Source organism: Streptomyces sp. NBC_01429, from assembly GCF_036231945.1.
Classification (GTDB): Bacteria; Actinomycetota; Actinomycetes; order Streptomycetales; family Streptomycetaceae; genus Streptomyces.
On the sequence record NZ_CP109599.1, the window covers coordinates 4,305,675 to 4,331,550 of the forward strand.

The following is a 25,876-nucleotide window of genomic DNA, read 5'->3' on the forward strand; positions in this document are numbered from 1 at the left end:
CCGGCTGACGGCGAGCCGGCGCTGGTCGGATTATCGGCGGATGCCGGTCGCGAACGGCAAGGTGTTCACAAAGGCACGGTGGTGCTCGCGGTCGCACCACTCCAGCTTCAGATAGGACTTGCCGGCCGAGGCTCTGATGGTCCTTTTGTCTCTGGCGAGGCTCTCGGGGGACCTGGACGACACGGTGATGTACCCGACGAGGTTGACTCCGGCCGCCCCGCTGGCGAGATCTTCACCCCGCTGGTCGAGCCGGCCGTGCGCGGCGATGTCGCGCGGGTCGACCGTACGGTTCATCTTGGCGGCGCGGCTGGCTTCCGCGTCGTCGTTGGTCTTCTCCGTCAGCATCCGCTCGATGGCGATCTCGGTGGGTTCGAGGTCCATGGTGACCGAGACCGTACGGATCACATCGGGGGTGTGGACGAGCAGCGGCGCGAGGAAGTTCACGCCGACGGGGGTCATCGGCCACTCCTTGACCCAGGCGGTGGAGTGGCACCAGGGCGCGCGGGTGGACGACTCGCGGGTCTTGGCCTGGAGATACGTCGCTTCCATCGCGTCCAGCTCGGCCGGCCAGGCGTTTCGTTTCGTCATGGCCTGGATGTGGTCGATGGGGTGGTCGGGGTCGTACATGGAGTGCACGAGGGAGGACAGCCGGCCCTGGCCGAGCGGCTGGCGCACCCGGATGTCGGCCTCGGCGAGGCGGGCGCAGATGTCGGTGAGTTCGCGCGCCATGACGACGGCGAGTCCCGCGTCCCGGTCGAGTTTCCTCGTACCGGCGGCCTGGCGGGCGGCGCGGGCCATGGCCTGGCCCTCGGCGGCGAGTTCGCGGGTGTAGTGCATGCAGGCGACGAGGTAGGCGCGGTGCTGCTCGCTGGAGGTGGAGACCATCGACTGGAGCTGGTCGTAGGAGTCCTGGAGCCAGCCGGGGGACTTGGAGTCGCCGCGCTGGGCGACGTCCTTCTCGTGCGCGTCGGGGTCGGCGGGCAGGGTGCGGGCGAGCATCTGGAGCCGGGTGACGAAGCCGTCGCCGTTGGCGACGTGCTTGAGGAGGGTGCCGAAGCGGTCGACGAGGGCTTCCTGGTCCTCGCTGTCGCGCAGTCCGACGCCGGGGCCCTCGATCTCGATGGCGGCGGTGACGGTGCGGCGGTCGGCGTGCAGCAGGACGGCGATCTCGTCGGGGCCGAAGGGCGCGGCCAGCCAGTTGATCCGGCCGATGCCGGGGGGCGGGCCGACCTCGACCTCACGGCCGTCGAAGCGCGTACCGGCCTCCATGGCGGTGGAGCGGTAGGTGGTGCCCTGGCGCAGGGTGCGCTTGTAGCTGCGGTTGATCTCGAACCACTTGTAGAACGTGCGGTGCTTGTACGGCATGTACACGGCGGCCAGGGCGATCATCGGGAAGCCGGTGAGCGTCACGATCCGCAGGGACAGGACGGGGACGAGCAGACCGCACATCATGCCGAGGAACGCCCCGGCGATGATGAGGGCGATCTCGCCGGTCTCGCGGTTCTTGCCGACGATCGCGTTCGGCCGGGCGCGGCCGATCAGATACGTACGGCGGGGCGCCATCGGCTGGGCCTGGGTCGTCAACGCCCGCCACCTCCTGTGCTGTTGTTGCCGGTCCCGGAGGAGCGGGAGCCGCGCGCGCTGTGCGGGGTGCCGCTGGTCGGGCTGCTGTTACGGGGCGGGGGCGCGGCGGTGGGGATGTGCCCGCCGCCGGCCGCGCCGCCCGAGCCTCCGCCGGGGTTGGAGCCGCGCGCGCTGTGCGCGGCGACGCCGCCGGAGACGGGGTTGGAGGGGCGGGCGCCGCCGCTGCCGGAGCCGCCGCCCTGCTGGCCGCCGCGGCCGCTGTGGGTCTTGATGCCCTGGGAGACGAGGGCGGCGGGGGAACTGATGAGGGCGGCGGCCTGGGCGCCGTCGGTGGCCTGCTTGCGGTTGGTGCGGGAGGAGGCGATCTCGTCGCCGAAGCCGGGCACGAAGCGGTAGATCATCGCGGAGGCGAAGATCGCGAGCAGGATGATGGCGAGGCCGGAGACGACGGCGGAGAAGGCGTCGGGGCCGGTGTCGGCGGAGAGCGCGCCGGCGAGGCCGAGGACGATCACGATGACCGGTTTGACCATGATGACGGCGATCATGATGCCGGCCCAGCGGCGGACGTGGCCCCACATGTTCTTGTCGACGAGCCCGGCGTAGACGACGGTGCCGAGGAGGGCGCCGACGTAGAGCAGGGCGGCTCTGATGACCAGCTCCAGCCAGAGCACTCCGGCGGCGAGGATCGACACGAGGGCGACGACGATGAGCATGATCGGGCCGCCGCCGATGTCGTCGCCCTTTTTGAGGGCTTCGGCGAAGCCGCCGAAGAAGACGTCGGTCTGTCCGCCGGTGGAGGAGGAGATGACGTCGGTGACGCTGTCGGTGGCGGAGACGATCGTGTAGAGGATGAGCGGGGTGAAGGCGGAGGCGAGGACGGTCAGCCAGAGGAAGCCGATGGCCTCGGAGAGCGCGGTGGTCAGCGGCACGCCGCGGATGGCGCGCTTGGCGACCGCGAGGAGCCACAGGACGAGGGTGAGGACGGTGGACGCGGCGAAGACGACGGCGTACTGGCGGAGGAAGGCGGGGTTGGTGAAGTCGACGTTGGCGGTGCTCTGCACGGCGTCGCTCAGCTTGCCGACGATCCAGGCGGCGGCGTCGGCGCAGCCCCGGGCGAGGGAGGAGAGGGGGTCGAGGGCGTCGGCGGAGTTGGAGGTGGTGCCGGCGCGGTCGGAGCCCGCTCCCTTCGCGCCGTCCTCGCAGTAGTCCTTGGCGAGGCCGACGATGAGTTCGCAGGGATTGTCACTGGCGCTCGGCGACGGCGAGGGCGCGCCGGGCGAGGCGGGGGCGGACGGCGTCGGTTCCGCCGCGGCCCGGGTGGCGAGGGTGAGGACCAGTACGGAAGCGCTCACCAGGGAGGCGGCGAGCGAGGATGCGCCGAGGCGACGGCTACCGGGCATAGGTGAAGCCTCCGTATCCCTGAACAGCCTTGGAGATCTCGTCGGCGGACGAGGCTCTGTTGCCGGCGCTGACCGGCGTGGGACCCTGGGTCTGGCTGGAAGAGGTGATCTTCCAGTCGCCGCCGGTCCAGGTGAGCTGTTCGGTGAGGGTGAACCAGGTCTCGGTCACGGGCTTGGTGGACCCTTCGCCGGCCAGTCCCACCAGGCCGGTGGACCAGACTTCGACGGTCGCCGCGGTGTTGCTGATCTTGGTGACCTTCGTGCCGATCGGGACCGTTCTGGAGACGAAGGTGAGACCCGAGGGGGCGGAGCCGTCCTCGTTGAGCCCGACGGTCTTGAGGAACGCGGGTGAGTAGGCCCCGTCCAGGTCGGTCAGGAGGCCGTCGGCCTTGGCGGGATCGTGCGTCGCGCGGATGATCTCGTCGCGTCCGGTGGCGTTGAACATGCCGTCGGACCCCAGCGCCACCGCGTAGTTCGCCGCCGCGCTCGCCGCGCCCTGTTCGTCGCGGGCGAAGCCGGAGGGGATGGTTCCGTTCTTGCCGGTGACCGGCTTCACGCCCGAGGCCGCCGTCGGGTCGCTCTGGGCGCCCGAGTTGCCGCCGCCGCCGGCGGTGTCGCGGGAGGTGCCGCCCTCGCCGCCGCCGCGGTTGGCGAAGGCGATGGCGGCGATGAGGAGGACCACGACGCCGACCACCGTGACCAGGGAGCGCGTGGGGCGGGGCGGGCGGCGGGCGGGGTCGTAGGGGTCGCCGGTTCTGCCGTCGGGCAGGCGGGTGCGGGTCTGGCCCGTACCGCCGAAGCCGTCGTCCGTACGGCCGGTGTCGCCGCCGTAGCCGTGGTCGTCGCCGAAGCTCATGCCGGGTACGTCCCCTCAGCCGTGTGCCGGTCCGCGTTGCCTGCGATGCCCGCGTAGTACGACGGTAGCCGTGCTGGTTGCCGCGCGGGCGCGGTGTGGTGACTCGACATCAGGGAGACGCAACCTCAGCCGGTGGGTGCGACGGACGGGTGGTGTTGAGGGTGGTCCGGGGACGACCGGTACGGATGGGGTTGTTGGATACCGGAGGACGGTGTCCCGGCAAGGAAGTTCGGGCACGGCGTGCCGGGAGCCGCGGGCCGGCGGGAGCTAGTGCCGTGACGGGGCGAGGCGTGTGGGGAGGCGCACTAGACGGCCATCCCGTACACGATCGTGAAGAGCGTGCCCAGTGAGCCGATGATGAAGACACCGGTCAGTCCGGCGACGATCAGGCCCTTGCCCTGCTCGGCGCTGAACGTGTCCCTGAGCGCTGTCGCCCCGATGCGCTGTTTGGCCGCGCCCCAGATCGCGATGCCGAGGCAGAGCAGGATGGCCACGGCCATCACTACCTCGATCATGACGCGGGCCTCGTTGCCCAGAGTCCCGAAAGGCCCCCAGTTCGGTGCGATGCCACCGATGATGGTGGTGATGTCGCCCTTCTCGGCCGCCAGGTACATGTAACTCACCGCCCCTGTTGGGTCGTTCACGCCCGTGCCCCATGGCACGGGTCACGCTCTATCTTCGCTGATGGAACCGGCCTCGTATGCCGCTTGGCTGCTCTCTTTACCCGATCCCCGCACATATGACCGACGCCGGGGCGCTGACCTGGGACAGTTCGGATATACGCGGACGCACATGGTTACTCTGTGTATCACGCTGCGTGACTTTGGGCAATGACTGTCGTTGTTACACCTTTACGGTCATGACTTCCCCGAACCTCCACGGTTCTCTCCTCGGCTCTCTCCACGGTTCTCTCCTCGTCCACCTCCGGATCACGGCCCCGCCCGCCTACACTGGCGCACGACGGTGGCCCTGACGCGAAGGGTGTTTGACGGTGCGTAAGGCATGGGTGATCGTGTCCGCCGTCGGCGGGCTGGGGATGAGCTTCGTCGCCCTGCTCGTCATCGGCACCTATTCCGCCGCGGCCGGCATGGCCGGGGGCGGCGGCGGGGCGGTGGCGCTGGCCAAGGGGGCGGTGCCCGCCGCGTACCAGCCGCTGGTGCAGAAGTGGGGCAACTACTGTCCCGCCATCAATCCGGCCCTCCTCGCCGCGCAGTTGTACCAGGAGAGCGGCTGGAACCCGACCGCGCAGAGCCCCGCCGACGCCAAGGGCATCGCGCAGTTCATCCCCGGCACCTGGGAAGCGCACGCGATCGACGGGGACAACGACGGCGTCAAGGACATCTGGGACCCGGCCGACGCGATCCCCTCGGCGGCCTCGTACGACTGTGAACTGGCCGGTTACGTCAAGGACGTGCCCGGGGACCCGGCCAGCAACATGCTGGCGGCCTACAACGCGGGGGCGTACGCCGTCATCAAGTACGGGGGCGTGCCGCCGTACCGGGAGACGCAGAACTACGTCAAGGTCATCCGGACGCTGGAGAAGAGCTTCTCCCGGCCCGTCGGGCGGGTGGAGCCGTCCAAGCAGGCCGCCGCCGCCATCTACTTCGCCCAGCAGAAGCTCGGCACGCCCTATCTGTGGGGCGGCAACGGCACGGCGGACCAGGGAGGCCGGTTCGACTGCTCCGGGCTGACGCAGGCGGCGTACCGGACCGTGGACATCGAGCTGCCCCGGGTGGCCAACGACCAGTACAACGCGGGCGAGCATCCCTCGCGGGACGAACTGCTCCCCGGTGATCTGGTCTTCTTCTCCGACGATCTGACCAATTCGCGCGCGATCCGGCACGTGGGGCTGTACGTCGGCGGCGGGTACATGATCAACGCTCCGTACACGGGGTCCGTGATCCGGTTCGACAAGATCGATACGCCGGACTACTTCGGGGCGACCCGCGTCACCGAGGACGGCGCGAAATCGCTCCCCACGACCCTGCCGGAAAACCGCCCCGAAGCCTGATCCAGGCCCTTCGGAGCGGCTGAACCGGAGGACGCGCGAAGTCGCGCCGCAGAGCCGAGTGGCCGGAACTCTTCGTCCGGCCGCCGCTCTGAGCTGCGACTATGTGTCACTCTTCGATAACGTCATGGTGATCATTCGGTAGCGAGTGGAACGTGGACGGCGTGTGGGCCGTTCCCTGGACGAGGGCTGCGGTACTGATCACGCAGCATGTTCCCCACCGGCCACGCGGGTTGGTGGAGGCCGCGCATACGTGATGTGCGGCGTGCGGGAGACAAGGCAAGGGGCCGCGGCAGATGGCTGGACTCGTACTGGATGGGTCGAACCCCGATGTCAGCCTGCTCTATGACATCAACGGGCTGGCCAAGGACGCCCCCTCGTGGTTCGACCGCGCCATGGCGTTCACCGGCGAGTACGGGATCATGATCGGGCTGGTGCTCGTCGTGCTCGCGGCCTGGTGGAGCGTGCGCAGGGCCGGTTCGGCGGAGGATTCGGTCACCGCCGTCGCCGGGCTCCTCTGGGCGCCGCTGGCCGCCGGGGTCGCGCTGCTGATCAACATCCCGATCCGCGGTTTCGTGGAGCGTCCCCGGCCCTTCCTCGACCACAAGGGACTTGAGGTCCTGGTCACCGGCAAGACGGACTACTCGTTCGTCAGCGACCACGCCACCATGGCGATGGCCATCGCCGTCGGCGTCTTCGTCGCGCACCGCAGGCTCGGCATCGCCGCGATCGGGCTGGCGCTGCTCGAAGGTTTCTGCCGCGTCTACATGGGCGTCCACTATCCGACCGATGTGATCGGCGGCTTCGCGCTCGGTACGGCGGTCGCCCTGCTGCTCACCCCCCTCGCGCTCGCCCTGCTGACGCCGCTCGTCTCCGCCGTAGCCCGTACGGACCGCCTCGGTCCGCTCGTACGGTCGCGGGCGGCGCGCGAGCGGGACCGTACGGAGTCCGGGGCCGCCGCGGTCGGCGGGACCCGGCCGCTGGGGATCCCCGAGCCGCGGCCCGACGACAACAACCTGGCCGCCTGACTCCTGGCCGCTCGACTCCTGGCCGCCCGACTCTTGACCGTCCGACTCCTGTCCGGCGGAACCGCTCTCAGCGCACCGCCGCCGCGCTGACCACGACGTTCGAGTCCCAGTGGCCGCGGGCGTCGATGATCCCGCCGCAGGTGATCAGCCGGAGCTGCGGGTCCGGCACCGGACCGTAGACCAGCTCCGTGGGGAACGCCCTGGTCGGGTACGTGTCCACGGACGTCACCCGGAACGGCACCCGCCGCCCGTCCCCCAGCTCCGCTTCGACCAGATCGCCGGGGCGCAGCCGGCCGAGCTTCGCGAAGACCGCGTTCTTGATGTCGTCCCGGCCGCCCACCACCGGCACGGTGCCCGGGTTGGCCGGGGCGTCGCGGTGGCCGACGAGCACGGCGGGGCCCGGCTCGCCGGGCCGGGGCCCGTGGGCGTACCAGCCGACCTCCATCGCGTGCCGGAAGCCCGGCGCGTCCAGGGTGCCGCCGTCGTCGAGGGCGAGCGGCAGCACGCCCGCGCTCACGCCGAGCGCCGGGATACGGAGCCGTACGGGCGCGGACGACGTGTCCGTGACCCGGACGACGCGGGGTTCGGCGGTGGCGCCGGTGCCGGCCGCCGACCGTCCTCCCGCCGGCCCTGACCCCGGTCCTGGCGGGAAGACGCGCAGGAGTACGGCGGCCACCACGCACAGGGCCGCCACGGCGAGGAGCACCTTGACCGCCGGTTCCGTCCGCCGTGGGGTGGCCGCCGGGCGGGCGGTCAGTGCTCCCCGCCCGTCGCGCGCCGCTGGAGGCGGCGTACCAGCAGGATCGTGCCGGCGGAGGCGGCGGCGGTGGTGCCGATGGCCAGGGCGAGTTCCGCCGCGGCCGACGGTCCGGCCGGGCCCGCCGGGCGCGGCGCCTCGACGACGGCCAGATGGTCGGCGCCTCCCCGGGCCGCGCCGGAGGGGGTGACCTTCAGGGCGCCGACGGCGGAGGGCGGCGCCGAGGTGGGCGCGGAGGCGTGCGGTGGTACGGGGGCGGGTACGGACGCGGACTTCGCCGGGGCGGTGCGCGCGGGCGGGCGGCTGTTCGTGCCCGCGCTCGCGTTCGCGCCGGCGCTCGTGCTCGCGCCGGTGCTCGTGCTCGCCCGTGGCGTGGCGGCGGTCGTCGGCGGGCGCGCCCTCGATGTCGACGACGCGGTCTCCGACGCCGACGCCGCTGCCGCCGCCCGCGCCGGCATCCGGCCCAGCTCCGCGTCGGTGAGCGCCGGTTCGCCCGGCACGCCCGGTGCGGCCGGCCGGTCCACGGCCATGGCCCCGCCGAGTGCGAGCAGGAGAACGGCGGCCACGACGAGTGCGGCTATCCGCGATCCGGGTCCGGTTCGTTGCATGGGTACGCCCTCGCGAGTCGGGTTCGGTGCCCCCCCTGCGGCTGTTGCTACCTACAGGCCACCGTCAGCCCGCCCGCACGGCCACTTCGGTGCGCCGTACGGGCTATCGCGCACCGGAACCCGACCGGATCGGCCCGGCCCTACAGCGCCTGCGGGAAGTCGAACAGCCGGTCGGGGTCGTACCGCTTCTTCAGCCTGCTCAGCCGGTCGGCTGCCGGGCCGTAGTACGCCGAGCGCCAGTTGGTCAGCGTCGGGTCGATGTAGTTCTGGTACGCGGCGCCCGACGCGTGCGCGCGCATCGATCCATGAGCGCTTTTCAGCCATGCCCGCTGGGCGGTTCCGGCGGCTCCGTGCGGCCAGGCCGCGACGTACTGCGCCAGCATCCGGGAACGCCGGTGGACGAAGGACGTGGCCAGCGGGTCCACCCGGTTGACGGCCCCGCCGAGCGCGGTGAGCGTGAGCGACCCCTCGCCGCCCGCTGACACGGGCAGCAGGGTGAACCCCTCGGCCGCCGAGACCAGTGCGCGGATCCCGGCGGGGGAGAGCGACCGGTCGAAGAAGTCGGAGGCGGCGGCGTACGTCTCGCGCTTGAGCGCGCCCCGCGCGCTGCGGCCCGGTGTGCTGCCCGGCAGCCGGCACTGCTCCCGCGTGTAGCCGGAGCATCCCGCGTAGACGAGCATGGCCTCCTCGTAGCCGCGCTGCCGCAGCGATACGGAGGCGGCGTGGCCCGCGCGGTCGCCCAGCCGGTCGATGGCGTTGCGCAGCTCGGACTCGTCGCCCAGGCAGAAGGCGGAGACGGAGAGGGTGGGGGCGACACCGCCGGGCCCGCCGTCGAGATGGAGGGACGACCAGATCTCGTCGGGCTGGCCGGGGCCCCACTCCTGCCAGGCGGCGATCACGTCGGCGGCCTTCGACCACGGCCAGGTCAGATAGGCGGAGGTGGTGCCGGGCGCCGGGTGGGTGTCGAAGCGCAGCTCGGTGACGACGCCGAAGTTGCCGTTCCCCGCGCCGCGCAGCGCCCAGAAGAGGTCCGTGTTCCGCCGCGCGTCGGCGGTCAGCCGTTTGCCGTCGGCCGTGATGAGGGTGGCGGAGGCGAGGCTGTCGCAGGTGAGGCCGTAGGCGCGGGAGGCGACTCCGTGGCCGCCGCCGAGGGTGAGCCCGGAGACGCCGACGGTGGGGCAGGATCCGGCGGGGATCGTGCGGCCGTGGCGCGCGAGGGCGCGGTAGACGTCGGCGAGCTTGGCGCCCGCGCCGATGATGCCGTCCGAGGCCCGGCTCAGCGAGTCGAGCGCGGATATGTCGATGACGAGCCGTCCGTTGCCGCTGGACCAGCCGGCGTAGGAGTGGCCGCCGTTGCGGATCGAGACGGGGGTGGCGTGGGCGCGGGCGAAGGCGAGGCACTCCTTGATGTCGGATTCGCCGGACACGTAGGCGATGGCCGCGGGCTTCAGGCCGTCGAAGCGGGTGTTGTAGAGCCGGCGGGCCGCGTCGTACGTGGCGTCCTGCGGCCGGACGAGCCGGCCGTCGAGCCCGCGCGCCAGCGCGCTCCAGCCGGGTGCTCCGGCGGAGGCGCGGGGCGCGGGGACGCGGCCGGTCGAGGCGGCGCTCGTGGCGCCCGCCGAGCCCCCGCCCGCCTTTCCGTCCGCGCCGCGCGTCGCGTCCGTTCCGCCGGAGGGCCTGTCGGTGGACCCGCCGGAGGATCCGGCCGAGCAGCCGGTGGCGACGGTCGTCGCGGCCAGTGCGGCGGCGGCGGCGGTGAGCAGCGTGCGCCGTTGCATACGACGGACCTCCTGGGTGGCTGAGCCCGGGGCGCGGGTGCGGCGTCCCGTTGCTGTACGGGACGGGGCGCGTGCGGCTCCGGGTTCCACGAGGAGGACGTTGTTCGCGAGGAGGGCGATTTCGCGCGCTTTCGCGCGGCGGGCTACGTGCTCTCGGCGTGCGAGCCCGCGTCCGTGCGCGCGAGGTCGCGCGATCTTCGGGCGGGGCCCGACCAGCCGCAGGTGCAGCGCGCCAGACAGAACGAGCCGCGTTCGACCGTCGAGGTCAGGTGGGGCGGCGCGGTCCCGGGCGGCGTGGCGGTGGGGGGAACGGAGGTGTCTTGCTCGCACACACCTCCACCGTACCCGCGCGTAGCTGTCCGGTATCCGACGCTGTCGGGCGGGTTCGGCGTGACGGGGGGCGCGGGGCGTCGTTATCCGGTGCGGGTGCGGTTGGGACAAGCGGCGGTTGGGCGTTGGGGGTCGGCAGGCGATGGTGGCGGGGCAGCACAGACGCGGAGGTGTGGCGTTCGCGGCCATGACCGTGGCCGGGGTCGTGGCCGCGGCCGCCGGATGCGCGGGCGGCGGCGGGAGCGGTGCCGGTGGCGCGGCGGGCGACGACCGGCCGGGGCGGAGCGCGGCGTCGGTGCGGACGGCGGCCGACGTGCTGATGGCGGCGGGGAGTTCGAAGGCCCGTACGTCGATGGAGATGGCGGCCGGCGGGACCCGGGTGACCATCAGGGGCGAGGGCGGGTACGACTTCGGGCGGCGGATGGGGCGGCTCCGTCTCGTGCTGCCCAAGGACCCCTCGGGCGCGGACGAGCACCGGCCCATCACCGAACTGCTGGCGCCCGACACGCTGTACATGAAGAACCGCGGCGCCGGGGTGCCGGACGACAAGTGGGTCAGGGTCGACTCGACCACCCTGGACGACGGCAATCTCGTCACGGGCGGCGCGACGGATCCGCTGACCGCCGCCGAGCTGCTGCGTACCGCGACGGAGGTGACCTTCGTCGCTGAGCAGGACCTCGCCGGGACCCGGGTGTGGCACTACCGGGGCGTCGCGGACATCGGGCGGGCCGCGCGGACGGCCTCGCCGTTCGCGCGCGGGGCGCTGGCGGCGGCGGCGAAAGGGTTCGCCAAGGAAGCGGTGCCGTTCGACGCGTATCTGGACGAGGCCGGGCGGCTGCGCAAGGTGCGCCACCGGTTCAGCTACGTCAACCAGGGGCGTACGGTCGCTGTGTCGTCGACCACCCTGCTGTACGCCTTCGGGGAGCCGGTCACCCTCACGCTTCCCCCGAAGGACGACATCTACGACGGCGAGATCGGGACCTGAAGCTCCACGGACGGGGTTCCGTAACCGTCGAGGACCAAGCCGGAAATGGTCCGGACGTGCCATGCGCGGTGTGTATCAGGCTCCCTACGCTAGGAAGTCGAGACCGGCAGGAAGAGGTGACAGCACGTGGCCCCCTCGCGCACGCCCACAGTCCACGACCACGTGGCCCTCGCCGAGATCGAGTGGTGCGGGGAGCTGATGATCGCCGCGTCGGCCACCGACGGGGACCGGCTCAGCCCGGACCGTATCGACGAGGTGCTGAACGTACGGCGCGAGCGCTCCGCACCGTCCCCGTGCCCCCATCAGCCGTCCCGGTCCGCCCGTCGGCGGGAGCCCTGCGGGGGCGGCGGTGAGTGAGGTGACGGCGAGTGAGCCGGCGGCGCGTGAGGTGACGGCGCGGTGGTCCGGTCCTGGCGGCCGGCCCCGTCGCCGTCAGCGTCGTCGCCGCCGCTGCCACCGTCGTCCCCGTCCTGCGCCCGGCGGTCCGCGGTCCGGGGCGGTCCGGCCGTGAAGTAGCGGGTGAGCATCGCGACGAGTTCCCTCTCCATCCCGGGGATGTCGATGGGGTCGGGCGCGGCGATGAGCTGGTGGACGGTGAGTTCGACCGTGGACACGGCGAGCCGCGCGGCGATGTACGGGTCGTCGACCCGGACCTCCGGGTGGGTCCTGAGCAGCTCGTGCACCTGGGCGACGCGCGCCCGCTCGTGCCGGGAGACCTTCTCGATCAGCTCGGGTGACCGCGGCGCCTGCTCGAACATGACGCGCAGCAGCTGCGGGTCGTCGAGGTGGTTCGCGATCGCGGCGCGTACGTGGACGCGGACGATCTCTTCGAGGGGGCCGGCGAACCCGCCGTCCTGACCGCTGAGGGCGGTGACCATCCCGGAGTCGAGGTGCCGGGTCAGCAGCTCCACGAGGATCGCGTCCTTGTTCGGGTAGTACTGGTAGAGCGAGCCGATCGAGATCCGTGCCTGCTCCGCGATCCGGTTGGTGGTCCCCGCGGCATAGCCGTACTCGGCGAAAACGTGAGCCGCCGCGGTGAGGATGCGCTGCCTGGTGAGTTCGGCCCGGGCCTGGCGTGGCTCTTTACGTGGCTGAAGGCGGCGACGGCCCGATGTCATGGCACCTCCTGGACAGTCCCGCGAAAGCGAGTGGCGCGGGACCTGAGTAATTACTCACAATACTGTCATGAGCTGCGGCGCAGCGGTGCGGTAGAGCCGCGGGCCGGAGCCCCGACACGCCCTTGTGAGGAGTCTTCGTGACGACACATGCAGGCACGCGTCCCCGGCGGGTGCCGCCGGCCGAGGTCCGCGCCCGGCTCGGGGAACCCGAGCCCATGACCAAGGCCAAGATCTTCGACCACATCGACGAGCAGTGCCGCCGTTTCATCGCGCACTCCCCTTTTCTGGCGATGGCCACGGCGGACGCGGCGGGGCGCGCGGACAGTTCGCCCCGTGGCGACTACCCGGGGTTCGTGAAGGTCCTGGACGAACGGACCCTGGCGATTCCCGACCGCCCCGGCAACAAGATCGCGGATACCTTCCGCAATCTCGCGGAGAACGACGGGATCGGGCTCCTCTTCCTGATCCCCGGGGTGCGGGAGACGCTGCGGGTCAACGGCTCGGCCTATCCCACCGATGAACCCGAGGTGCTGGCCCGGATGCGGACCGAGGCCAGGGAGCCGGAGCTGGCGATCGTCGTCGAGGTGGCGGAGGTCTACCCGCACTGCGGCCGCGCGCTCATCCGCTCCCGGCTGTGGGACCCCGCGAGCCAGGCTCTCGCCCAGGAGATCCCGTCGGCCGGCGAGTTCGCCGTCGCCATGCTCGGGCTCGACATCCCGGCGGAGGCGATCGACCGGGGTCTCGACGAGGCGTACCGGAAGCTCTTCTGACCAGGCCAGGTCATGGAGGGGGGGAATCGCCGGTGACGCCGCGGATGAAGGCACGGAAGGCACGGAAGGCACGGAAGCCATGGAAGTCACGGAAGTCATGGGCGAAGTCGCGGGTGGAAGCGTGGGGGAGAGCGTGAGTACGTCACTGATGCAGCGGACCGTCGCCGACCGGATCGACCGGGTCGCCGAGGACGTCGTCTCCCTCGTCCTGCGCGGCGCCGCCGGTCCGCTCGCGCCCTGGGCGCCGGGAGCCCATATCGATCTGGCCCTGCCGAACTGGCTGACCCGGCAGTACTCCCTGTGCGGCGACCCGGCGGACCGGGAGTCCTACCGCGTCGCGGTCCGGCACGAGCGCCTCAGCAGGGGCGGTTCGGAGTACGTCCACCGCTTCCTGCGCGCGGGCCGTCCCCTCGACGTCTCGCTGCCGCGCAACCACTTCCCGCTCGAACCCGCGCCCGCCTACCTGTTCCTGGCCGGCGGGATCGGCATCACCCCCGTCCTGCCGATGCTGCGGGCGGCGGTCGCGTCGGGCGTCCCGGCCTCGCTCGTCTACCTGGGGCAGTCGCTCGCGACCATGCCCTTCGTGGACGAGCTGCGCTCCTCGTACGGCGAGCGGGTACGGATCGTCGCCACGGGCCGGCAGGGCAGGCCCGACCTCGCCGCCCTGGCCGCCGCGCTGCCCCCGGGCGCGCTCGTCTACTGCTGCGGTCCGGCGCCGATGCTCGACGCGGTGGCCGCCGCCTTCCCCGCCGAGCGGCTGCGTGCGGAGCGGTTCCGGCCGATGGCCAGGACGTACGCCCCGAACACGGAGTTCGAGGTGGTGTGCGCCCGGTCGGGGCTGACGGTCCCGGTGCCGCCCGACGAATCGGTGCTCGACGCCCTGACCCAGGCCGGACACCCCCTGGCCTCCGGCTGCCGCGAAGGCGTCTGCGGCAGCTGCGAACTCACCGTCCTCGACGGGGAGCCCGAGCACCGGGACGACATCGGGGCGCCCGCGGGCCGCATGTACGCCTGCGTGTCCCGCGCGCTGTCCCCGCGGCTCGTCGTGGACCTCTGACCCGTACGACAGAGAGTGGAGAGAGACATGCTGCCCAAGGTGCGCGCACCCGAGACGCGACGAATGATCACACTGGAGGTGCGCCGGAACGCCAGGCCGACACCGGGTTTCGCGACCGTCACGCTCGGCGGCCCCGAACTGGAGCACCTGGAGCCCATGGGCTTCGACCAGGCCGTGCGGCTCTTCTTCCCCCGGGAAGGACAGGACGGACTGTGGATGCCGACGCTGTCCAACGAGGCGTGGATGGCGCAGGTGCTCCTGCTGCCGAAGTCGCGGCGGCCCTGGGTGCGCAACTACACCATCCGCCGGACCCGGCCGGAACTGGGTGAGATAGACATCGAGTTCGCGCTGCACGACACCGGCCCGGCCTCCGCGTGGGCCCGGGACGCCCGGCCCGGCGACCCGGCGGGGATCTTCGACATGGGCGTCAGCTATCTGCCGCCGGCCGGCGCCGAGTGGCAGCTGCTCGCCGGGGACGAGAGCGCCGTGCCGGCGATCCTGGCCATCCTCGAACACGCCCCCGCGTCACTGGTCGCCGATGTCTTCCTGGAGGTGGCCTCGGGCGAGGACGTCCGTACGGACATCACCGCCCCCGACGGCGTACGCGTGCACTGGCTGGCCCGCGACGGCGCGGACGTCCGGCCCGGCACGCCGGCCCTCGAAGCGGTCAGGGAGTCGTCGCCGCGCGAGGGCCGGTCCTACACCTGGGTCGCCGGGGAGTCCGGCCTCGCCACCGGGGTCCGCCGCCATCTGGTGCGGGACCGGGGGGTGCCGAAGGCCGACATCGCGTTCTACGGCTACTGGCGGCACGGCAGGTCGAGCCCCGGCTGATCCCGTCCGTACCCGGCGACACGGCTGTCGGTAGGGGTGCTGGTACGGCCTGCTGGTACGGCATCGGCCGTGCCGGTGGCCGCGTCGGCAGCCGTACCGGCGGCCGTGTCAGTTATGTCACGTACGTCAGGTGTTTTCCCGTACTTCAGGTACGCAGCAGCCGCGCGATCGCCTTCGTCGCCTCTTCCACCTTCGCGTCGATCTCCTCGCCGCCCTTGACCGCGGCGTCGGCCACGCAGTGGCGCAGATGCTCCTCCAGGAGCTGGAGGGCGAAGGACTGGAGGGCCTTGGTGGAGGCCGAGACCTGGGTGAGTATGTCGATGCAGTAGACGTCCTCGTCCACCAGCCGCTGGAGGCCCCTGATCTGGCCCTCGATCCGGCGCAGCCGCTTGAGGTGCTCGTCCTTCTGCTTGTGGTAGCCGTGCACCCCCCGGTCGTGATCGGTGGTGACGGGGGCAGATGCGGAGGGCGCGTCGCTCGTCGCCGCGCCGGCCGCCTCGGTGGTCGTCATCGCGTCCTCCCGTTGTGCTGACCGAAGTGCCGGCCGTTGTCCGGCCGAAAAGGGGTATATACCCCACCTGGGTATATGATACCCGTCTGTGAGCCTTGGGGCAGGGCCCTGTGCTCATCACCTTGCCCCATGAGTGACACTGGGACCGCCGGTTAGCCGTGGCCGGATGATGCGCCTAGCATCACCCCTGACCGAATCCATGTAACCCGAGGACCCCACGTGCGATTTCGTCTGACCCCCAGGGAGACGAGCTTCTACGACATGTTTGCCGCGTCCGCGGACAACATCGTCACGGGCTCCAAGCTCCTCATGGAACTCCTCGGGGCGGATTCCTCCGCCAGGGCCGAGATCGCGGAGCGGATGCGGGCGGCCGAGCACGCGGGTGACGACGCCACTCACGCGATCTTCCACCAGCTGAACTCCTCCTTCATCACGCCGTTCGACCGCGAGGACATCTACAACCTCGCCTCGCAGCTCGACGACATCATGGACTACATGGAGGAGGCCGTCGATCTGGTCGTCCTCTACAACATCGAAGAGCTTCCCAAGGGCGTCGAGCAGCAGATCGAGGTCCTCGCCAGGGCCGCGGAGCTGACCGCCGAGGCCATGCCGCATCTGCGGACGATGAGCAACCTCACCGAGTACTGGATCGAGGTCAACCGGCTGGAGAACCAGGCGGACCAGATCCACCGCAAGCTGCTGGCCCATCTCTTCAACGGCAAGTACGACGCGATGGAGGTGCTCAAGCTCAAGCAGATCGTCGATGTGCTTGAAGAGGCCGCCGACGCGTTCGAGCACGTCGCGAACACGGTGGAGACCATCGCGGTCAAGGAGTCCTGAACCACGTGGACACCTTTGCGCTGATCGTGACCATTGGTGTCGCGCTCGGCTTCACGTACACGAACGGCTTCCACGACTCCGCGAACGCCATCGCGACGTCGGTGTCCACCCGGGCGCTCACCCCGCGCGCGGCCCTCGCGATGGCCGCGGTGATGAACCTCGCCGGTGCCTTCCTGGGCCAGGGCGTCGCCAAGACCGTCAGCGAGGGGCTGATCGCCACACCGCACGGTTCGCGGGGGATGGGCATCCTCTTCTCCGCGCTCGTCGGCGCGATCGTCTGGAACCTGGTCACCTGGTACTTCGGGCTGCCGTCCTCGTCCTCGCACGCGCTGTTCGGCGGCATGGTGGGAGCGGCGCTGGCCGGTGGTACGGAGGTGATCTGGAGCGGGGTGCTGGAGAAGATCGTCATCCCGATGTTCATCTCCCCGGTGATCGGGCTGGTCTTCGGCTATCTGGTGATGGTCGGCATCATGTGGATCTTCCGCAGGACCAACCCGCACAAGGCCAAGCGCGGTTTCCGCATAGCGCAGACCGTGTCGGCGGCGGGAATGGCGCTCGGCCACGGTCTCCAGGACGCGCAGAAGACCATGGGCATCGTGGTGATGGCGCTGGTCATCGCCGATGTCGAGGGGCAGGGCGACGCCATTCCGGTCTGGGTGAAGGTCGTCTGCGCGCTGATGCTGTCGCTCGGCACGTACGCGGGCGGCTGGCGCATCATGCGCACCCTGGGCCGCAAGATCATCGAGCTGGACCCGCCGCAGGGGTTCGCGGCGGAGACCACGGGCGCGTCCATCATGTTCGGCTCGGCCTTCCTCTTCCACGCCCCGATCTCCACGACGCATGTGATCACCTCCGCGATCATGGGCGTGGGCGCGACGAAGCGGGTCAAGGCGGTGCGCTGGGGGATCGCCAAGAACATCATCCTGGGCTGGTTCATCACGATGCCGGCGGCGGCGCTGGTGGCGGCGCTGAGCTTCTGGATCGTGAACCTGGCGTTCGGCTGACGGTAAGGCGCGTACGCGTACGACCGCATGAGCATGTGTGGGCCCGCCCCCCTGGGAGAGGGGCGGGCCCTTCGTCTTGCGGTGGCACCGCCATGCAGCACCGCAGGACGCTGGATCGCTCTACCCGTGGACCGGACCGGACAGATCCGGACAGATCTGGACCGGATCGGACCGGACTGGTCCGGACCGGCTCTAGCCGAAGCGGCCGGAGATGTAGTCCTCCGTGGCCTGCACGGACGGGTTGGCGAAGATCCGCTCGGTCTCGTCTATCTCGACCAGCTTGCCGGGCTGGCCGACGGCCGCCAGGTTGAAGAAGGCCGTACGGTCCGAGACGCGCGCCGCCTGCTGCATGTTGTGCGTCACGATGACGATCGTGAAGCGCTCCTTCAGCTCCCCGATCAGGTCCTCGATGGCGAGGGTCGAGATCGGGTCGAGGGCGGAGCACGGCTCGTCCATCAGCAGGACCTGCGGCTCGACCGCGATCGCGCGGGCGATGCACAGGCGCTGCTGCTGGCCGCCGGAGAGACCGGAGCCGGGCTTGTTGAGGCGGTCCTTGACCTCGTTCCAGAGGTTGGCGCCCTTGAGGGACTTCTCGACGGTCTCCGCCAGATCGCTCTTGCGGGCCATGCCGTTGAGCCGCAGTCCTGCCGCGACATTGTCGAAGATCGACATGGTGGGGAACGGGTTCGGGCGCTGGAAGACCATGCCGACCGTACGGCGGACCGCGACCGGGTCGACGTGCGCGCCGTACAGGTTCTCGTCGTCCAGCAGCACCTTGCCCTCCACGCGGCCACCGGGGGTGACCTCGTGCATGCGGTTCAGGGTGCGCAGGAAGGTGGACTTGCCGCAGCCGGACGGGCCGATGAAGGCCGTCACGGAGCGGGGCTCCACGGTCATGGAGATGTCGTCGATGGCGCGGTGGGAGCCGTAGTAGGCGGTCAGGCCGCTGACGTCGATGCGCTTGGCCATGGGATCACTGCTTCTTTCCGGTGGGCCCCGCGGCGGCGGAGCCGGATATCGGGGCCTCAGCGGCCGGTCTTGGGTGCCTTCCAGCGGGCGATGCCGCGCGCCACCAGGTTGAGGACCATCACGAACGCGATCAGCAGGAGAGCCGCCGACCAGGCCCGGTTGATCGACTCGACCTCGCCGATCTTGTACTGCTCGTAAATGTAGAAGGGCAGCGAGGACTGGGCACCGTTGAACGGGTCCATGTTGATGAACTGGCTGCCGTAGACGAGCAGGATGACCGGCGCGGTCTCACCGGCGATGCGGGCGATGGCGAGCATGACCCCGGTGGAGATGCCGCCGACCGCGGTCGGCAGGACGACCTTGAGGATCATGCGCCACTTCGGCACGCCCAGGGCGAGCGCGGCCTCGCGCAGCTCGTTCGGTACGAGCTTGAGCATCTCCTCGGTGGAGCGCACCACGACCGGCACCATCAGGATGCTGAGGGCGATCGCGCCCATCAGCCCGGACGGGCCGATCTTGGCCATCAGCATGATCGACAGGATGAACAGGCCCGCGACGATGGACGGGATGCCGGTCATGACGTCCACGAAGAACGTGACGGCTCTGGCCAGCGCGCCCTTGCCGTACTCCACCAGATAGACGGCGGTGAGCAGCCCGATCGGCGTGGCGATCACGGTGGCGATGCCGACCTGCTCCAGGGTGCCGATCAGCGCGTGGTAGACGCCGCCGTTCGGATCCGTCCCGATGACTCCCGCCATGGAGTGCGTCAGGAAGTGGAAGTCCAGGGAGTGCGCACCGCGGCTGATGGTGGTCCAGAGCAGCGAGACCAGCGGGATGACGGCGAGGACGAAGCACACCCAGACGACGCTGGTGGCGAGCCGGTCCTTGGCCTGGCGGCGGTTCTCCACCACCGTGGTGACGGCGTACGAGATGACGAGGAAGGCCACGACGGCGATCAGGCCCCACTGGACCTTGCTGCTCAGGCCCGCGCCCGCGCCGACGCCCGCGCCGATGGCGAGGCCGGCCGCCGCGAACCCGGCCGGTGCCCAGCGCGGCAGACTGCGCTGGCTGAGGCTTCCCCGGCCGCCGCCCGACGGCTCCACCGGGGTGTGCGCGTCCTTCATGGCTGTGTGGCTCATGCGTTGGCCCCCGAGTACTCCTTGCGGCGCGCGATGATCAGCCGGGCCGCACCGTTCACCAGCAGGGTGAGGACGAAGAGGACCAGGCCGGAGGCGATCAGGGCGTCACGCCCGAGCGGGTTGGCCTCGTCGAACTTCGCCGCGATGTTCTGGGCGAACGTGCCGCCGCCCGGGTCGAGCAGATGGAGCGAGATCAGATAGTTCGGGGAGAGGACCGTGGCGACGGCCATCGTCTCGCCGAGCGCGCGGCCGAGTCCCAGCATGGACGCGGAGATGACGCCGGAGCGTCCGAAGGGCAGCACGGAGAGCCGGATGACCTCCCAGCGCGTCGCGCCGAGCGCGAGCGCCGCCTCCTCGTTCATCCGCGGGACCTGGAGGAAGACCTCCCGGCTGACGCTGGTCACGATCGGCAGGATCATGATCGCCAGCAGGATGCCGACGGTGAGCATGTTGCGGGCCACGCCGGGCTGCGTCTGGTCGAAGATGTACGTCCAGGCGAAGTACTGGTCGAGCCAGACGTTGAGGCCGCCGAGGTACGGGACGAGGACGAGGGCGCCCCAGATGCCGTAGATGATGCTCGGCACTGCGGCCAGCAGGTCCACGACGTAGGCGAGCGGGGCCGCCACCTTGCGCGGCGCGTAGTGCGAGATGAACAGCGCGATGCCGACAGCGATCGGAACCGCGATGACCATCGCGATGATCGAGCTGACGACCGTGCCGAAGAGCAGGACCGCGATGCCGAAGACCGGCGGGTTCGCGGAGGGGTTCCAGTCGAACGTGGTGAAGAAGTTGCCCTGGTCCTTGGAGATGGCGATGGCGGCGCGGTAGGTCAGGAACCCCGCGATCGACGCCATGACCACGAGCAGCAGAATGCCCGAGCCCTTGGAGAGGCCCGAGAAGATCTTGTCGCCCGCGCGCCCGGTGGAACCGCTGAGGGAGGGGCCGGGTGGGGCCGGCGGGGCCGGCGGGGTGTCTATCGGTGTGGTGGAAGCCATGTCTTTCCGGTCTGTGTGGGGGAGCGGGGCTCCCCTGGCGGCGGTGCACCGGATGGGGGGGGATGGGGCGGGTCGGCCGGTTGGGCCGGGCCGGGTGGTCGGTCGGTCGGGCCGGGGTCGGCCGGTCCGGGTTGGTTCGGCCGGGCCGGGCCGGGGGGCTTGGGGCTGACCCCGGGGGCGGTGGTGTGGACCCGCCCCCGGGAGGAGCCGTCTGCCGTGCGGTGTCGCCGGTCCTCAGCTGAGGGAGGCGACCGTCTCGCGGACCTTGGCGTTGATCTCCGCCGGGATCGGCGCGTAGCCGGCCTCGGAGAGCAGCTTCTGGCCCTCGTCGCTGGAGGTGTAGGTCAGGAAGGACTTGACCGTGGCGAGGGAGTCGGGCTTGTTGCCCTTGTCGCAGGCGATCTCGTACGTCACCAGGACGATCGGGTAGGCACCGTCGGCCTTGGTGGTGTAGTCGAGGTCCAGCGCCAGGTCCTTGCCGGTGCCCTTGATCTTGGCGGCGGCGATGGCCTTGGACGCGTTCTCGGAGGTCGCCTCGACCGGGGCGCTGGCGCCGGTGTCGATCTTGACGGTGGAGATCTTCTGCGAGGTGGCGTAGGACAGCTCGAAGTAACCGATCGAGCCGTCGACCTGCTTCACCTGGGTGGCGACGCCGGACGAGCCGGACGCGGCCTGGCCGCCCGGGGCCGGCCACTTCTTCTCGGCCTCGTACTTCCAGTCCGAGGCGGCGGTGGCGTTCAGGTACTTGCCGAGGTTCTGCGTGGTGCCGGAGTCCTCGGAGCGGTGGAACGCCTGGATCGGCTTGTTCGGGAGCTTGGCGTCGGGGTTGAGCTTCTTGATCGCCGCGTCGTCCCAGTTCTTGATCTTGCTGTCGAAGATCTTGGCGAGCGTGGGGGCGTCGAGGACCAGGCTGTCCACGCCCTCCAGGTGGTAGCCGATCGCGATGGGGCCGCCGACCATCGGCAGGTTGATGCCCTGGCCGCCGTCCGTGCAGGTCTTCTTCGAGTCGGCGACCTCTTCGGGCTTGAGCGCCGAGTCGGAACCGGCGAAGCCGACGGTGCCCTGGTTGAACGCGACGATGCCCTCACCGGAGGAGGACGACCGGTAGTTGACCTGCACGCCGGAACACGTGGCCATGTAGTTCTTGACCCAGAGGTCCATGGCGTTCTTCTGTGCGCTGGAGCCGGAGGCGAGCAGCTCCCCCTTGGCGTCTTTGCACATCGCGCTCGAAGCCGCGGTGGTCTGCTTCGCCGCGTCGCCGGAACCGTCGGTGTTGTTGTCCGAGCCGCACGCCGTGAGAACCAGGGCGCCGGAGACGGCGAGGGCACCGAGCGCGGTGGCGCGCAGCCCGTTCTTGCGCTGAAGCTTCACTTCGGGTGTTCCTTCCAGAAGCCGCCGGTGTCTTTCGTTCTACGGCGGCGTGCGAGGTGGTGGTGGGTGCGGCGGCCATCCGCGCACCGTGTAAGGCCGAAATTAGGCAGAACAGGTGAAGCCGTCGACGGGGACGAGTGAACGGGAGGTGAACCGTGGCGGGCGGCCTGGTGCGGGCCTCTCCGCGCGGCGGGAACCGGCGGGAACCGGCAGGTGGGGGAACCCGCGGGAACCGGCGGGGAGGGGGCGGCGTCCCTCGGGGCACAAGATCGGCGATGCCCCCCCGCATGCCGCGGCGGGACGAGCTTTCCGGCGGAGTCCGCCGACTTCTTCCTCCCCGAGTCGCACACCTGAGAGCGCCCGGGGGCTCCGGAAGGCGCTCGCCGACCGTCTCCGAAGCGTGAATCGGTGCAAGTTCACGCAAGTCTCTGTCTTGGCGAGTGAGTACGACGCAAGCTGAGACGCATTGATCGTCCGACGCGGCACTGGAGGTCATCATGACCCTGCACATGCTGGGCAAGGACCCGAATTCTCCCGAAGGCAAGTCAGCGACCGTGTATTACGACGACGTGGCGGACAAGTACCTGGTCCAGGGCTTGAAGGTGCTTGACGAGGAGCGGCTGTCGCAGTTGGATCTGCCCGGCCACGAGACCGTCGTGGAGATTCCCACGTACATGGCGCAGTTCTTCCCGGAGGCCGGCGGTGACAGTGGAACCGACGTTTGACGAGCTGTTCCGCCTGGCCAAGCGGTCGGCGGTGCACCTGGAGATGCGGGACGGCTATATGCGGTCGGATCCGCGCTTCGCCGCCTGGCAGCAGGACCGGAGCAGTGTCTGCGCCGAAAACGATCCGGATCAGCGGCCCTGGCTGGAGTTGATGCGGGAGATCACCGGCCGTGGGGTCGAGGTTCGCCGGGCTCGGATCGTCTCCGAGCCGATCAGTGACTACATCCGGTTCGAGCACCACCTGACGGCCGGGAACAGCGCGGGCGGCGAACTGGTCCGCTGGCTTCCCCGCCGCCGGGCTTCGGAGCTGGCCCTCCCGGGGAACGACTTCTGGCTGTTCGACGACAGCCTGGTCGTCTTCCTCCACTTCACCGGGGAAGGGGAGCTGTCCCCGGAAGGCGACGAGGAGCGTACGGCCGATCCCGCTGTTGTACGGCTCTGCTCGGCAGCCTTCGAGGCGGTGTGGGAGCGGGCGGTTCCGCACGAGGAGTACGAGCCGTCCTGAATCGTTCCGCGACTACGAGTGAGGCGGAGACAGCGGACCCGTGGCCCAGTCGTCGCCGTCCAACGTGCGGAGAGCCAAGGAAGCCCTCGGATCGCGCCTGCGCGAGATCCGGAAGGACTCCGGGATGACGGCGCGCGCTCTGGCGGCGGCGGCCGGGTGGCACGAGTCCAAGACGTCGCGCATCGAGAACGGCAGGACCACGCCGTCCGATGCCGACATTCGCGTCTGGACCAGGCTGTGCCGGGCGGAGGAGCGGAACGCCGACCTCGTCGCGACCGCTCGCGGCATCGAGGGGATGTACGTCGAGTGGCGGCGGCTGGAGCGGGGCGGCCTGAAACACGTGCAGGAGTCGGTACGCCCTCTCTTCGAGAGAACCCGGCGCTTCCACTTCTACCAGTCGTGGGTCGTACCCGGTCTGCTCCAGACTCCCGATTACACCCGCTCTGTACTCAGCACGGTGGTGGCCCTGCGGGGGGCTCCGGACGACGTGGACGCCGCCGTCGCGGTGCGTATGGAACGGCAGCGGATCCTTCACTCGGGGCGTCAGCGATTCGCCATGCTCATCGAGGAGTGGGTCCTCCGCACCGTGATCGGTGACCCCCGCGTGATGGCCGGGCAGCTCGATCGCCTCATCACGGTGGCGTCCCTGCCCTCCGTTAGCCTCGGAGTCATTCCCATGGGGATCGAGCGTGGCAACGCCTGGCCGACCGAGTCTTTCTGTGTCTTCGACGACGAACAGGTCTCCGTGGAGCTGGTGTCCGCGAACCTCACGGTGACACAGCCGTGTGAAGTCGCCGAGTACACACGTACGTTCCAAGTGCTGGCCGGCGCCGCGGTGTACGGAGCGGGCGCCCGCAATCTGATCACCGCGGCGATCGACGCACTCGGGTGAATCCACGCAAGTCCGTAGAAGTCCCTTGAGGCCCACGATGCCGCGGACCGATGCTCCAGTCATCGGATCCCCGCACACCGGACGTCTCAGGAGGACCATCCATGAGCGGTCTCTACAGCCTCCCCACGGAGGAAGCCGCGTTCGAGAGCTTCTGCGGCGGCAACCTCGGCGGTGAGCACGAGTCGTGCGTCGAGATCGCCGCTGTCCCCGGCGCGACGTTCGCGTACGTCCTCCGGGACAGCAAGCCCGAGGGCGCCGGTCGCGAACTGCGCTTCACGGAAGCGGAGCTGAACGGCTTCGCCGCCGGATGGGTCAAGCGGCAGGGCCTGGCGGGCTGATCGGTGAACTGGTCAGGACACTGGCACGGGTACGGTCCGTGGACCGGCAGTAGGCACACCTACGGGCAGGAGGGACTACGCCGCCCGGGGGCACACCCCAACGACGAGCAGACCCGGGCGTTCCTCGCCTCGCCTTTGCCGCCCATGCAGACGGGGCATTGGCTGATGCGCAGAGACCAGGCTGAGGCGCACCTGACCTGGACAGATGCCGTCGATGCGGTCGACTGGCTGAAGAAGACGCACGGCGCGCACCAGCCCTTCGACCGTGCCGACGGCAGTCAGGCCTACACCGATCTCGGCACGAAGGCCGCATACGCGGAGGACGACCTTCCGCGCGGAAACGATGTCGTGTGGGTCCACTACACCAAATCGACGAACCTGGTGTCGTTCGCGGTGGTCTGCTGTCCCCACCGCTTCCATTCCGGGATTCCGTGCCCGCTCTCACCGGCCTGACCGGCCCGTCCGTGTATTCGTCGCTCGTCGAGAGGCCGCCATGTCGCTCAGCCTGCTCCTTTCCGAGGACGGCGTCGCTGATCTTCTGACTCATTGGCCACAGGAGCCGCGAGTGTACGAGCGCGGCGCCACCGAACTGGACCGCATCATCACCTCGGTGTTCCTGAACGACTACGTCGACAGCGGCTGCGTGCCCGCGAGCGAGATCGCCGTGGTGAAGGCGCCCGGCCCGTCGCTGAACCGGGACGCGTTCATGACGCACGGGCGTACGGACCCCGCCAAACTGCGCGCGCTCCACGACCGTGGCCACACCATCAGGCTGGGCAATCTGCAACGGGTCGTTCCCTTCTTGGCAGCGGTCTCCCGGGACATCCAGCAGGAGACGGGTTACTCCAACTACGTGCACGCCTTCATGACCCCGCCCGGCAATCAGGGCCTGCGTCACCACTGGGACCAGCAGCTGGCTGTGATCGCGCAGATCTCGGGCATCAAGCGGTGGCAGTTGTGGCTTCCTCCGGTGGAAGCACCGATGCGGGAGTTCAACGAGAGCTGGCGCGTGTGGCGGGAGGACTACATCCCGGGATGGGACGCGGCAGGCCCGGATATCGAGATCGACCTTCGGCCCGGGCAGTCGCTCCTGCTGCCGAGGGGCTGGGTTCACAACCCGTACGTGGCCGATCCTGACGCGCACAGCGTCCACTTGACCTTCGCCATCCGGGAGCGCACCCCGCTGTGGCTGGCCGAGAAGCTGATCGCGGGAGCGATCGAGGAGCCGGCGTTCCGCCGGATCGTTCTGCCGGGCGACATCGCCGGTGCGGCGCTGGCCGAGCGGGTACGGGAGACCCGGGACGCCCTTGTGCGGTACCTCGGTGCCCTGGACATGGACGACATCGCCGTGGCCGTGCGCCGGGCCGCGAGGACGGAGCTGGAGTACCTGAGCTGACCCGACCTTCCGGCCGGTCGGCCGCATGTCGGCTTGGGCCGTACGGGCGGACCGGGACCAGGGCGGTGGAATCCCGGAATA

General features: G+C 70.3%; 28 protein-coding genes and 1 pseudogene. 15 read left to right on the forward strand and 14 right to left on the reverse strand.

The annotated features are described in order from the left end of the window. Positions 1-30 precede the first annotated feature (30 nt). The 4 genes from OG627_RS18780 to OG627_RS18795 all read right to left on the reverse strand — a co-directional run bounded on the left by OG627_RS18780 (position 31) and on the right by OG627_RS18795 (position 4,454). Entirely contained in the window at positions 31-1,584 is a 1,554-nt protein-coding gene (locus OG627_RS18780; RefSeq protein ID WP_329066579.1) for an SCO6880 family protein, read from the reverse strand. Then, positions 1,581-2,984: a hypothetical protein gene (locus tag OG627_RS18785; RefSeq protein ID WP_329066581.1), complete on the reverse strand. Its 1,404-nt coding sequence runs from the start codon at positions 2,982-2,984 to the stop codon at positions 1,581-1,583. Before OG627_RS18785 ends, OG627_RS18780 begins: the two co-directional genes overlap by 4 nt. Then, positions 2,974-3,840 (reverse strand): hypothetical protein, encoded by an 867-nt coding sequence (locus OG627_RS18790; RefSeq protein ID WP_329066583.1) that lies wholly within the window; start codon positions 3,838-3,840, stop codon positions 2,974-2,976. The genes OG627_RS18785 and OG627_RS18790 overlap by 11 nt, the downstream gene beginning before the upstream one ends. A 305-nt stretch (positions 3,841-4,145) precedes the next feature. After that, entirely contained in the window at positions 4,146-4,454 is a 309-nt protein-coding gene (locus OG627_RS18795; protein ID WP_003985768.1) for a hypothetical protein, read from the reverse strand. A 422-nt stretch (positions 4,455-4,876) separates the two neighbouring features. On the opposite strand from OG627_RS18795, the gene OG627_RS18800 reads away from it, so the two are divergent. Further along, positions 4,877-5,851 (forward strand): C40 family peptidase, encoded by a 975-nt coding sequence (locus OG627_RS18800; protein ID WP_329072784.1) that lies wholly within the window; start codon positions 4,877-4,879, stop codon positions 5,849-5,851. A 293-nt stretch (positions 5,852-6,144) separates the two neighbouring features. Beyond that, positions 6,145-6,876 (forward strand): phosphatase PAP2 family protein, encoded by a 732-nt coding sequence (locus tag OG627_RS18805; RefSeq protein WP_329066585.1) that lies wholly within the window; start codon positions 6,145-6,147, stop codon positions 6,874-6,876. A gap of 67 nt (positions 6,877-6,943) precedes the next feature. Here the strand turns inward: OG627_RS18805 and OG627_RS18810 are convergent, their stop codons facing one another. The 4 genes from OG627_RS18810 to OG627_RS18825 form a co-directional block, all read right to left on the reverse strand. Beyond that, on the reverse strand, positions 6,944-7,570 hold the full coding sequence (locus tag OG627_RS18810) for a sortase domain-containing protein (protein WP_329066587.1): 627 nt from the start codon (positions 7,568-7,570) through the stop codon (positions 6,944-6,946). Positions 7,571-7,629: 59 nt separating this feature from the next. Beyond that, positions 7,630-8,241, reverse strand: a complete 612-nt coding sequence (locus OG627_RS18815; RefSeq protein WP_329066589.1) for a hypothetical protein — start codon at positions 8,239-8,241, stop codon at positions 7,630-7,632. 140 nt (positions 8,242-8,381) lie between these two features. Further along, positions 8,382-10,019, reverse strand: a complete 1,638-nt coding sequence (locus OG627_RS18820) for an FAD-binding oxidoreductase (RefSeq protein ID WP_329066591.1) — start codon at positions 10,017-10,019, stop codon at positions 8,382-8,384. Positions 10,020-10,162: 143 nt separating this feature from the next. Next, positions 10,163-10,351 (reverse strand): hypothetical protein, encoded by a 189-nt coding sequence (locus OG627_RS18825; protein WP_329066593.1) that lies wholly within the window; start codon positions 10,349-10,351, stop codon positions 10,163-10,165. A gap of 140 nt (positions 10,352-10,491) precedes the next feature. On the opposite strand from OG627_RS18825, the gene OG627_RS18830 reads away from it, so the two are divergent. Then, complete coding sequence (locus OG627_RS18830; RefSeq protein WP_329066595.1) at positions 10,492-11,334, forward strand: hypothetical protein; 843 nt, start codon at positions 10,492-10,494, stop codon at positions 11,332-11,334. 126 nt (positions 11,335-11,460) lie between these two features. After that, entirely contained in the window at positions 11,461-11,691 is a 231-nt protein-coding gene (locus tag OG627_RS18835; RefSeq protein ID WP_329066597.1) for a hypothetical protein, read from the forward strand. Between the two features lie 140 nt (positions 11,692-11,831). Here the strand turns inward: OG627_RS18835 and OG627_RS18840 are convergent. Further along, positions 11,832-12,452 (reverse strand): annotated as a pseudogene (locus OG627_RS18840) (TetR/AcrR family transcriptional regulator); the annotation flags it as partial. Between the two features lie 137 nt (positions 12,453-12,589). Here OG627_RS18840 and OG627_RS18845 point away from each other — a divergent pair. The 3 genes from OG627_RS18845 to OG627_RS18855 all read left to right on the forward strand — a co-directional run bounded on the left by OG627_RS18845 (position 12,590) and on the right by OG627_RS18855 (position 15,110). Further along, the gene (locus OG627_RS18845; protein WP_329066598.1) at positions 12,590-13,222 is read left to right on the forward strand and encodes an MSMEG_1061 family FMN-dependent PPOX-type flavoprotein; all 633 of its coding nucleotides are present in this window, start codon (positions 12,590-12,592) and stop codon (positions 13,220-13,222) included. Between the two features lie 148 nt (positions 13,223-13,370). After that, positions 13,371-14,279, forward strand: a complete 909-nt coding sequence (locus tag OG627_RS18850) for a PDR/VanB family oxidoreductase (protein WP_329072786.1) — start codon at positions 13,371-13,373, stop codon at positions 14,277-14,279. 27 nt (positions 14,280-14,306) lie between these two features. Continuing rightward, positions 14,307-15,110, forward strand: coding sequence for a siderophore-interacting protein (locus OG627_RS18855; protein WP_329066600.1), 804 nt, complete (start codon positions 14,307-14,309; stop codon positions 15,108-15,110). A 145-nt stretch (positions 15,111-15,255) separates the two neighbouring features. Here OG627_RS18855 and OG627_RS18860 read toward each other — a convergent pair whose 3' ends face one another. Next, positions 15,256-15,621 carry a metal-sensitive transcriptional regulator gene (locus OG627_RS18860; protein WP_329066602.1) on the reverse strand — a complete coding sequence of 122 codons (366 nt, stop codon included), beginning with the start codon at positions 15,619-15,621 and terminating at the stop codon, positions 15,256-15,258. A 219-nt stretch (positions 15,622-15,840) separates the two neighbouring features. Between OG627_RS18860 and OG627_RS18865 the strand changes: the two genes are divergently transcribed. After that, positions 15,841-16,461, forward strand: a complete 621-nt coding sequence (locus OG627_RS18865; protein ID WP_329066604.1) for a DUF47 domain-containing protein — start codon at positions 15,841-15,843, stop codon at positions 16,459-16,461. 5 nt (positions 16,462-16,466) lie between these two features. Beyond that, the gene (locus OG627_RS18870) at positions 16,467-17,465 is read left to right on the forward strand and encodes an inorganic phosphate transporter (RefSeq protein WP_329066606.1); all 999 of its coding nucleotides are present in this window, start codon (positions 16,467-16,469) and stop codon (positions 17,463-17,465) included. A gap of 192 nt (positions 17,466-17,657) precedes the next feature. On the opposite strand, the gene pstB is transcribed toward OG627_RS18870, so the two are convergent. The 4 genes from pstB to pstS all read right to left on the reverse strand — a co-directional run bounded on the left by pstB (position 17,658) and on the right by pstS (position 21,939). Beyond that, complete coding sequence (gene pstB / locus OG627_RS18875) at positions 17,658-18,434, reverse strand: phosphate ABC transporter ATP-binding protein PstB (RefSeq protein ID WP_329066607.1); 777 nt, start codon at positions 18,432-18,434, stop codon at positions 17,658-17,660. 56 nt (positions 18,435-18,490) lie between these two features. Continuing rightward, a complete protein-coding gene (gene pstA / locus OG627_RS18880; RefSeq protein ID WP_329066610.1) occupies positions 18,491-19,573 on the reverse strand; it encodes a phosphate ABC transporter permease PstA in 1,083 nt (360 codons plus the stop codon). Beyond that, a complete protein-coding gene (gene pstC / locus OG627_RS18885) occupies positions 19,570-20,568 on the reverse strand; it encodes a phosphate ABC transporter permease subunit PstC (protein WP_329066612.1) in 999 nt (332 codons plus the stop codon). The genes pstA and pstC overlap by 4 nt, the downstream gene beginning before the upstream one ends. 234 nt (positions 20,569-20,802) lie before the next feature. Next, the gene (gene pstS / locus OG627_RS18890; protein ID WP_329066614.1) at positions 20,803-21,939 is read right to left on the reverse strand and encodes a phosphate ABC transporter substrate-binding protein PstS; all 1,137 of its coding nucleotides are present in this window, start codon (positions 21,937-21,939) and stop codon (positions 20,803-20,805) included. 497 nt (positions 21,940-22,436) lie between these two features. Between pstS and OG627_RS18895 the strand changes: the two genes are divergently transcribed. The 6 genes from OG627_RS18895 to OG627_RS18920 all read left to right on the forward strand — a co-directional run bounded on the left by OG627_RS18895 (position 22,437) and on the right by OG627_RS18920 (position 25,795). Further along, positions 22,437-22,664 carry a hypothetical protein gene (locus OG627_RS18895; protein WP_329066616.1) on the forward strand — a complete coding sequence of 76 codons (228 nt, stop codon included), beginning with the start codon at positions 22,437-22,439 and terminating at the stop codon, positions 22,662-22,664. Further along, positions 22,642-23,169, forward strand: coding sequence for a DUF6879 family protein (locus tag OG627_RS18900; protein WP_329066618.1), 528 nt, complete (start codon positions 22,642-22,644; stop codon positions 23,167-23,169). The genes OG627_RS18895 and OG627_RS18900 overlap by 23 nt, the downstream gene beginning before the upstream one ends. 40 nt (positions 23,170-23,209) lie before the next feature. Next, positions 23,210-24,061: a helix-turn-helix domain-containing protein gene (locus OG627_RS18905; RefSeq protein WP_329066619.1), complete on the forward strand. Its 852-nt coding sequence runs from the start codon at positions 23,210-23,212 to the stop codon at positions 24,059-24,061. 101 nt (positions 24,062-24,162) lie between these two features. Continuing rightward, a complete protein-coding gene (locus OG627_RS18910; RefSeq protein ID WP_329066621.1) occupies positions 24,163-24,399 on the forward strand; it encodes a DUF397 domain-containing protein in 237 nt (78 codons plus the stop codon). A 144-nt stretch (positions 24,400-24,543) separates the two neighbouring features. After that, the gene (locus OG627_RS18915; protein ID WP_329066623.1) at positions 24,544-24,852 is read left to right on the forward strand and encodes a hypothetical protein; all 309 of its coding nucleotides are present in this window, start codon (positions 24,544-24,546) and stop codon (positions 24,850-24,852) included. A gap of 112 nt (positions 24,853-24,964) precedes the next feature. Continuing rightward, a complete protein-coding gene (locus OG627_RS18920) occupies positions 24,965-25,795 on the forward strand; it encodes a JmjC domain-containing protein (protein ID WP_329066625.1) in 831 nt (276 codons plus the stop codon). Positions 25,796-25,876: the final 81 nt, after the last annotated feature.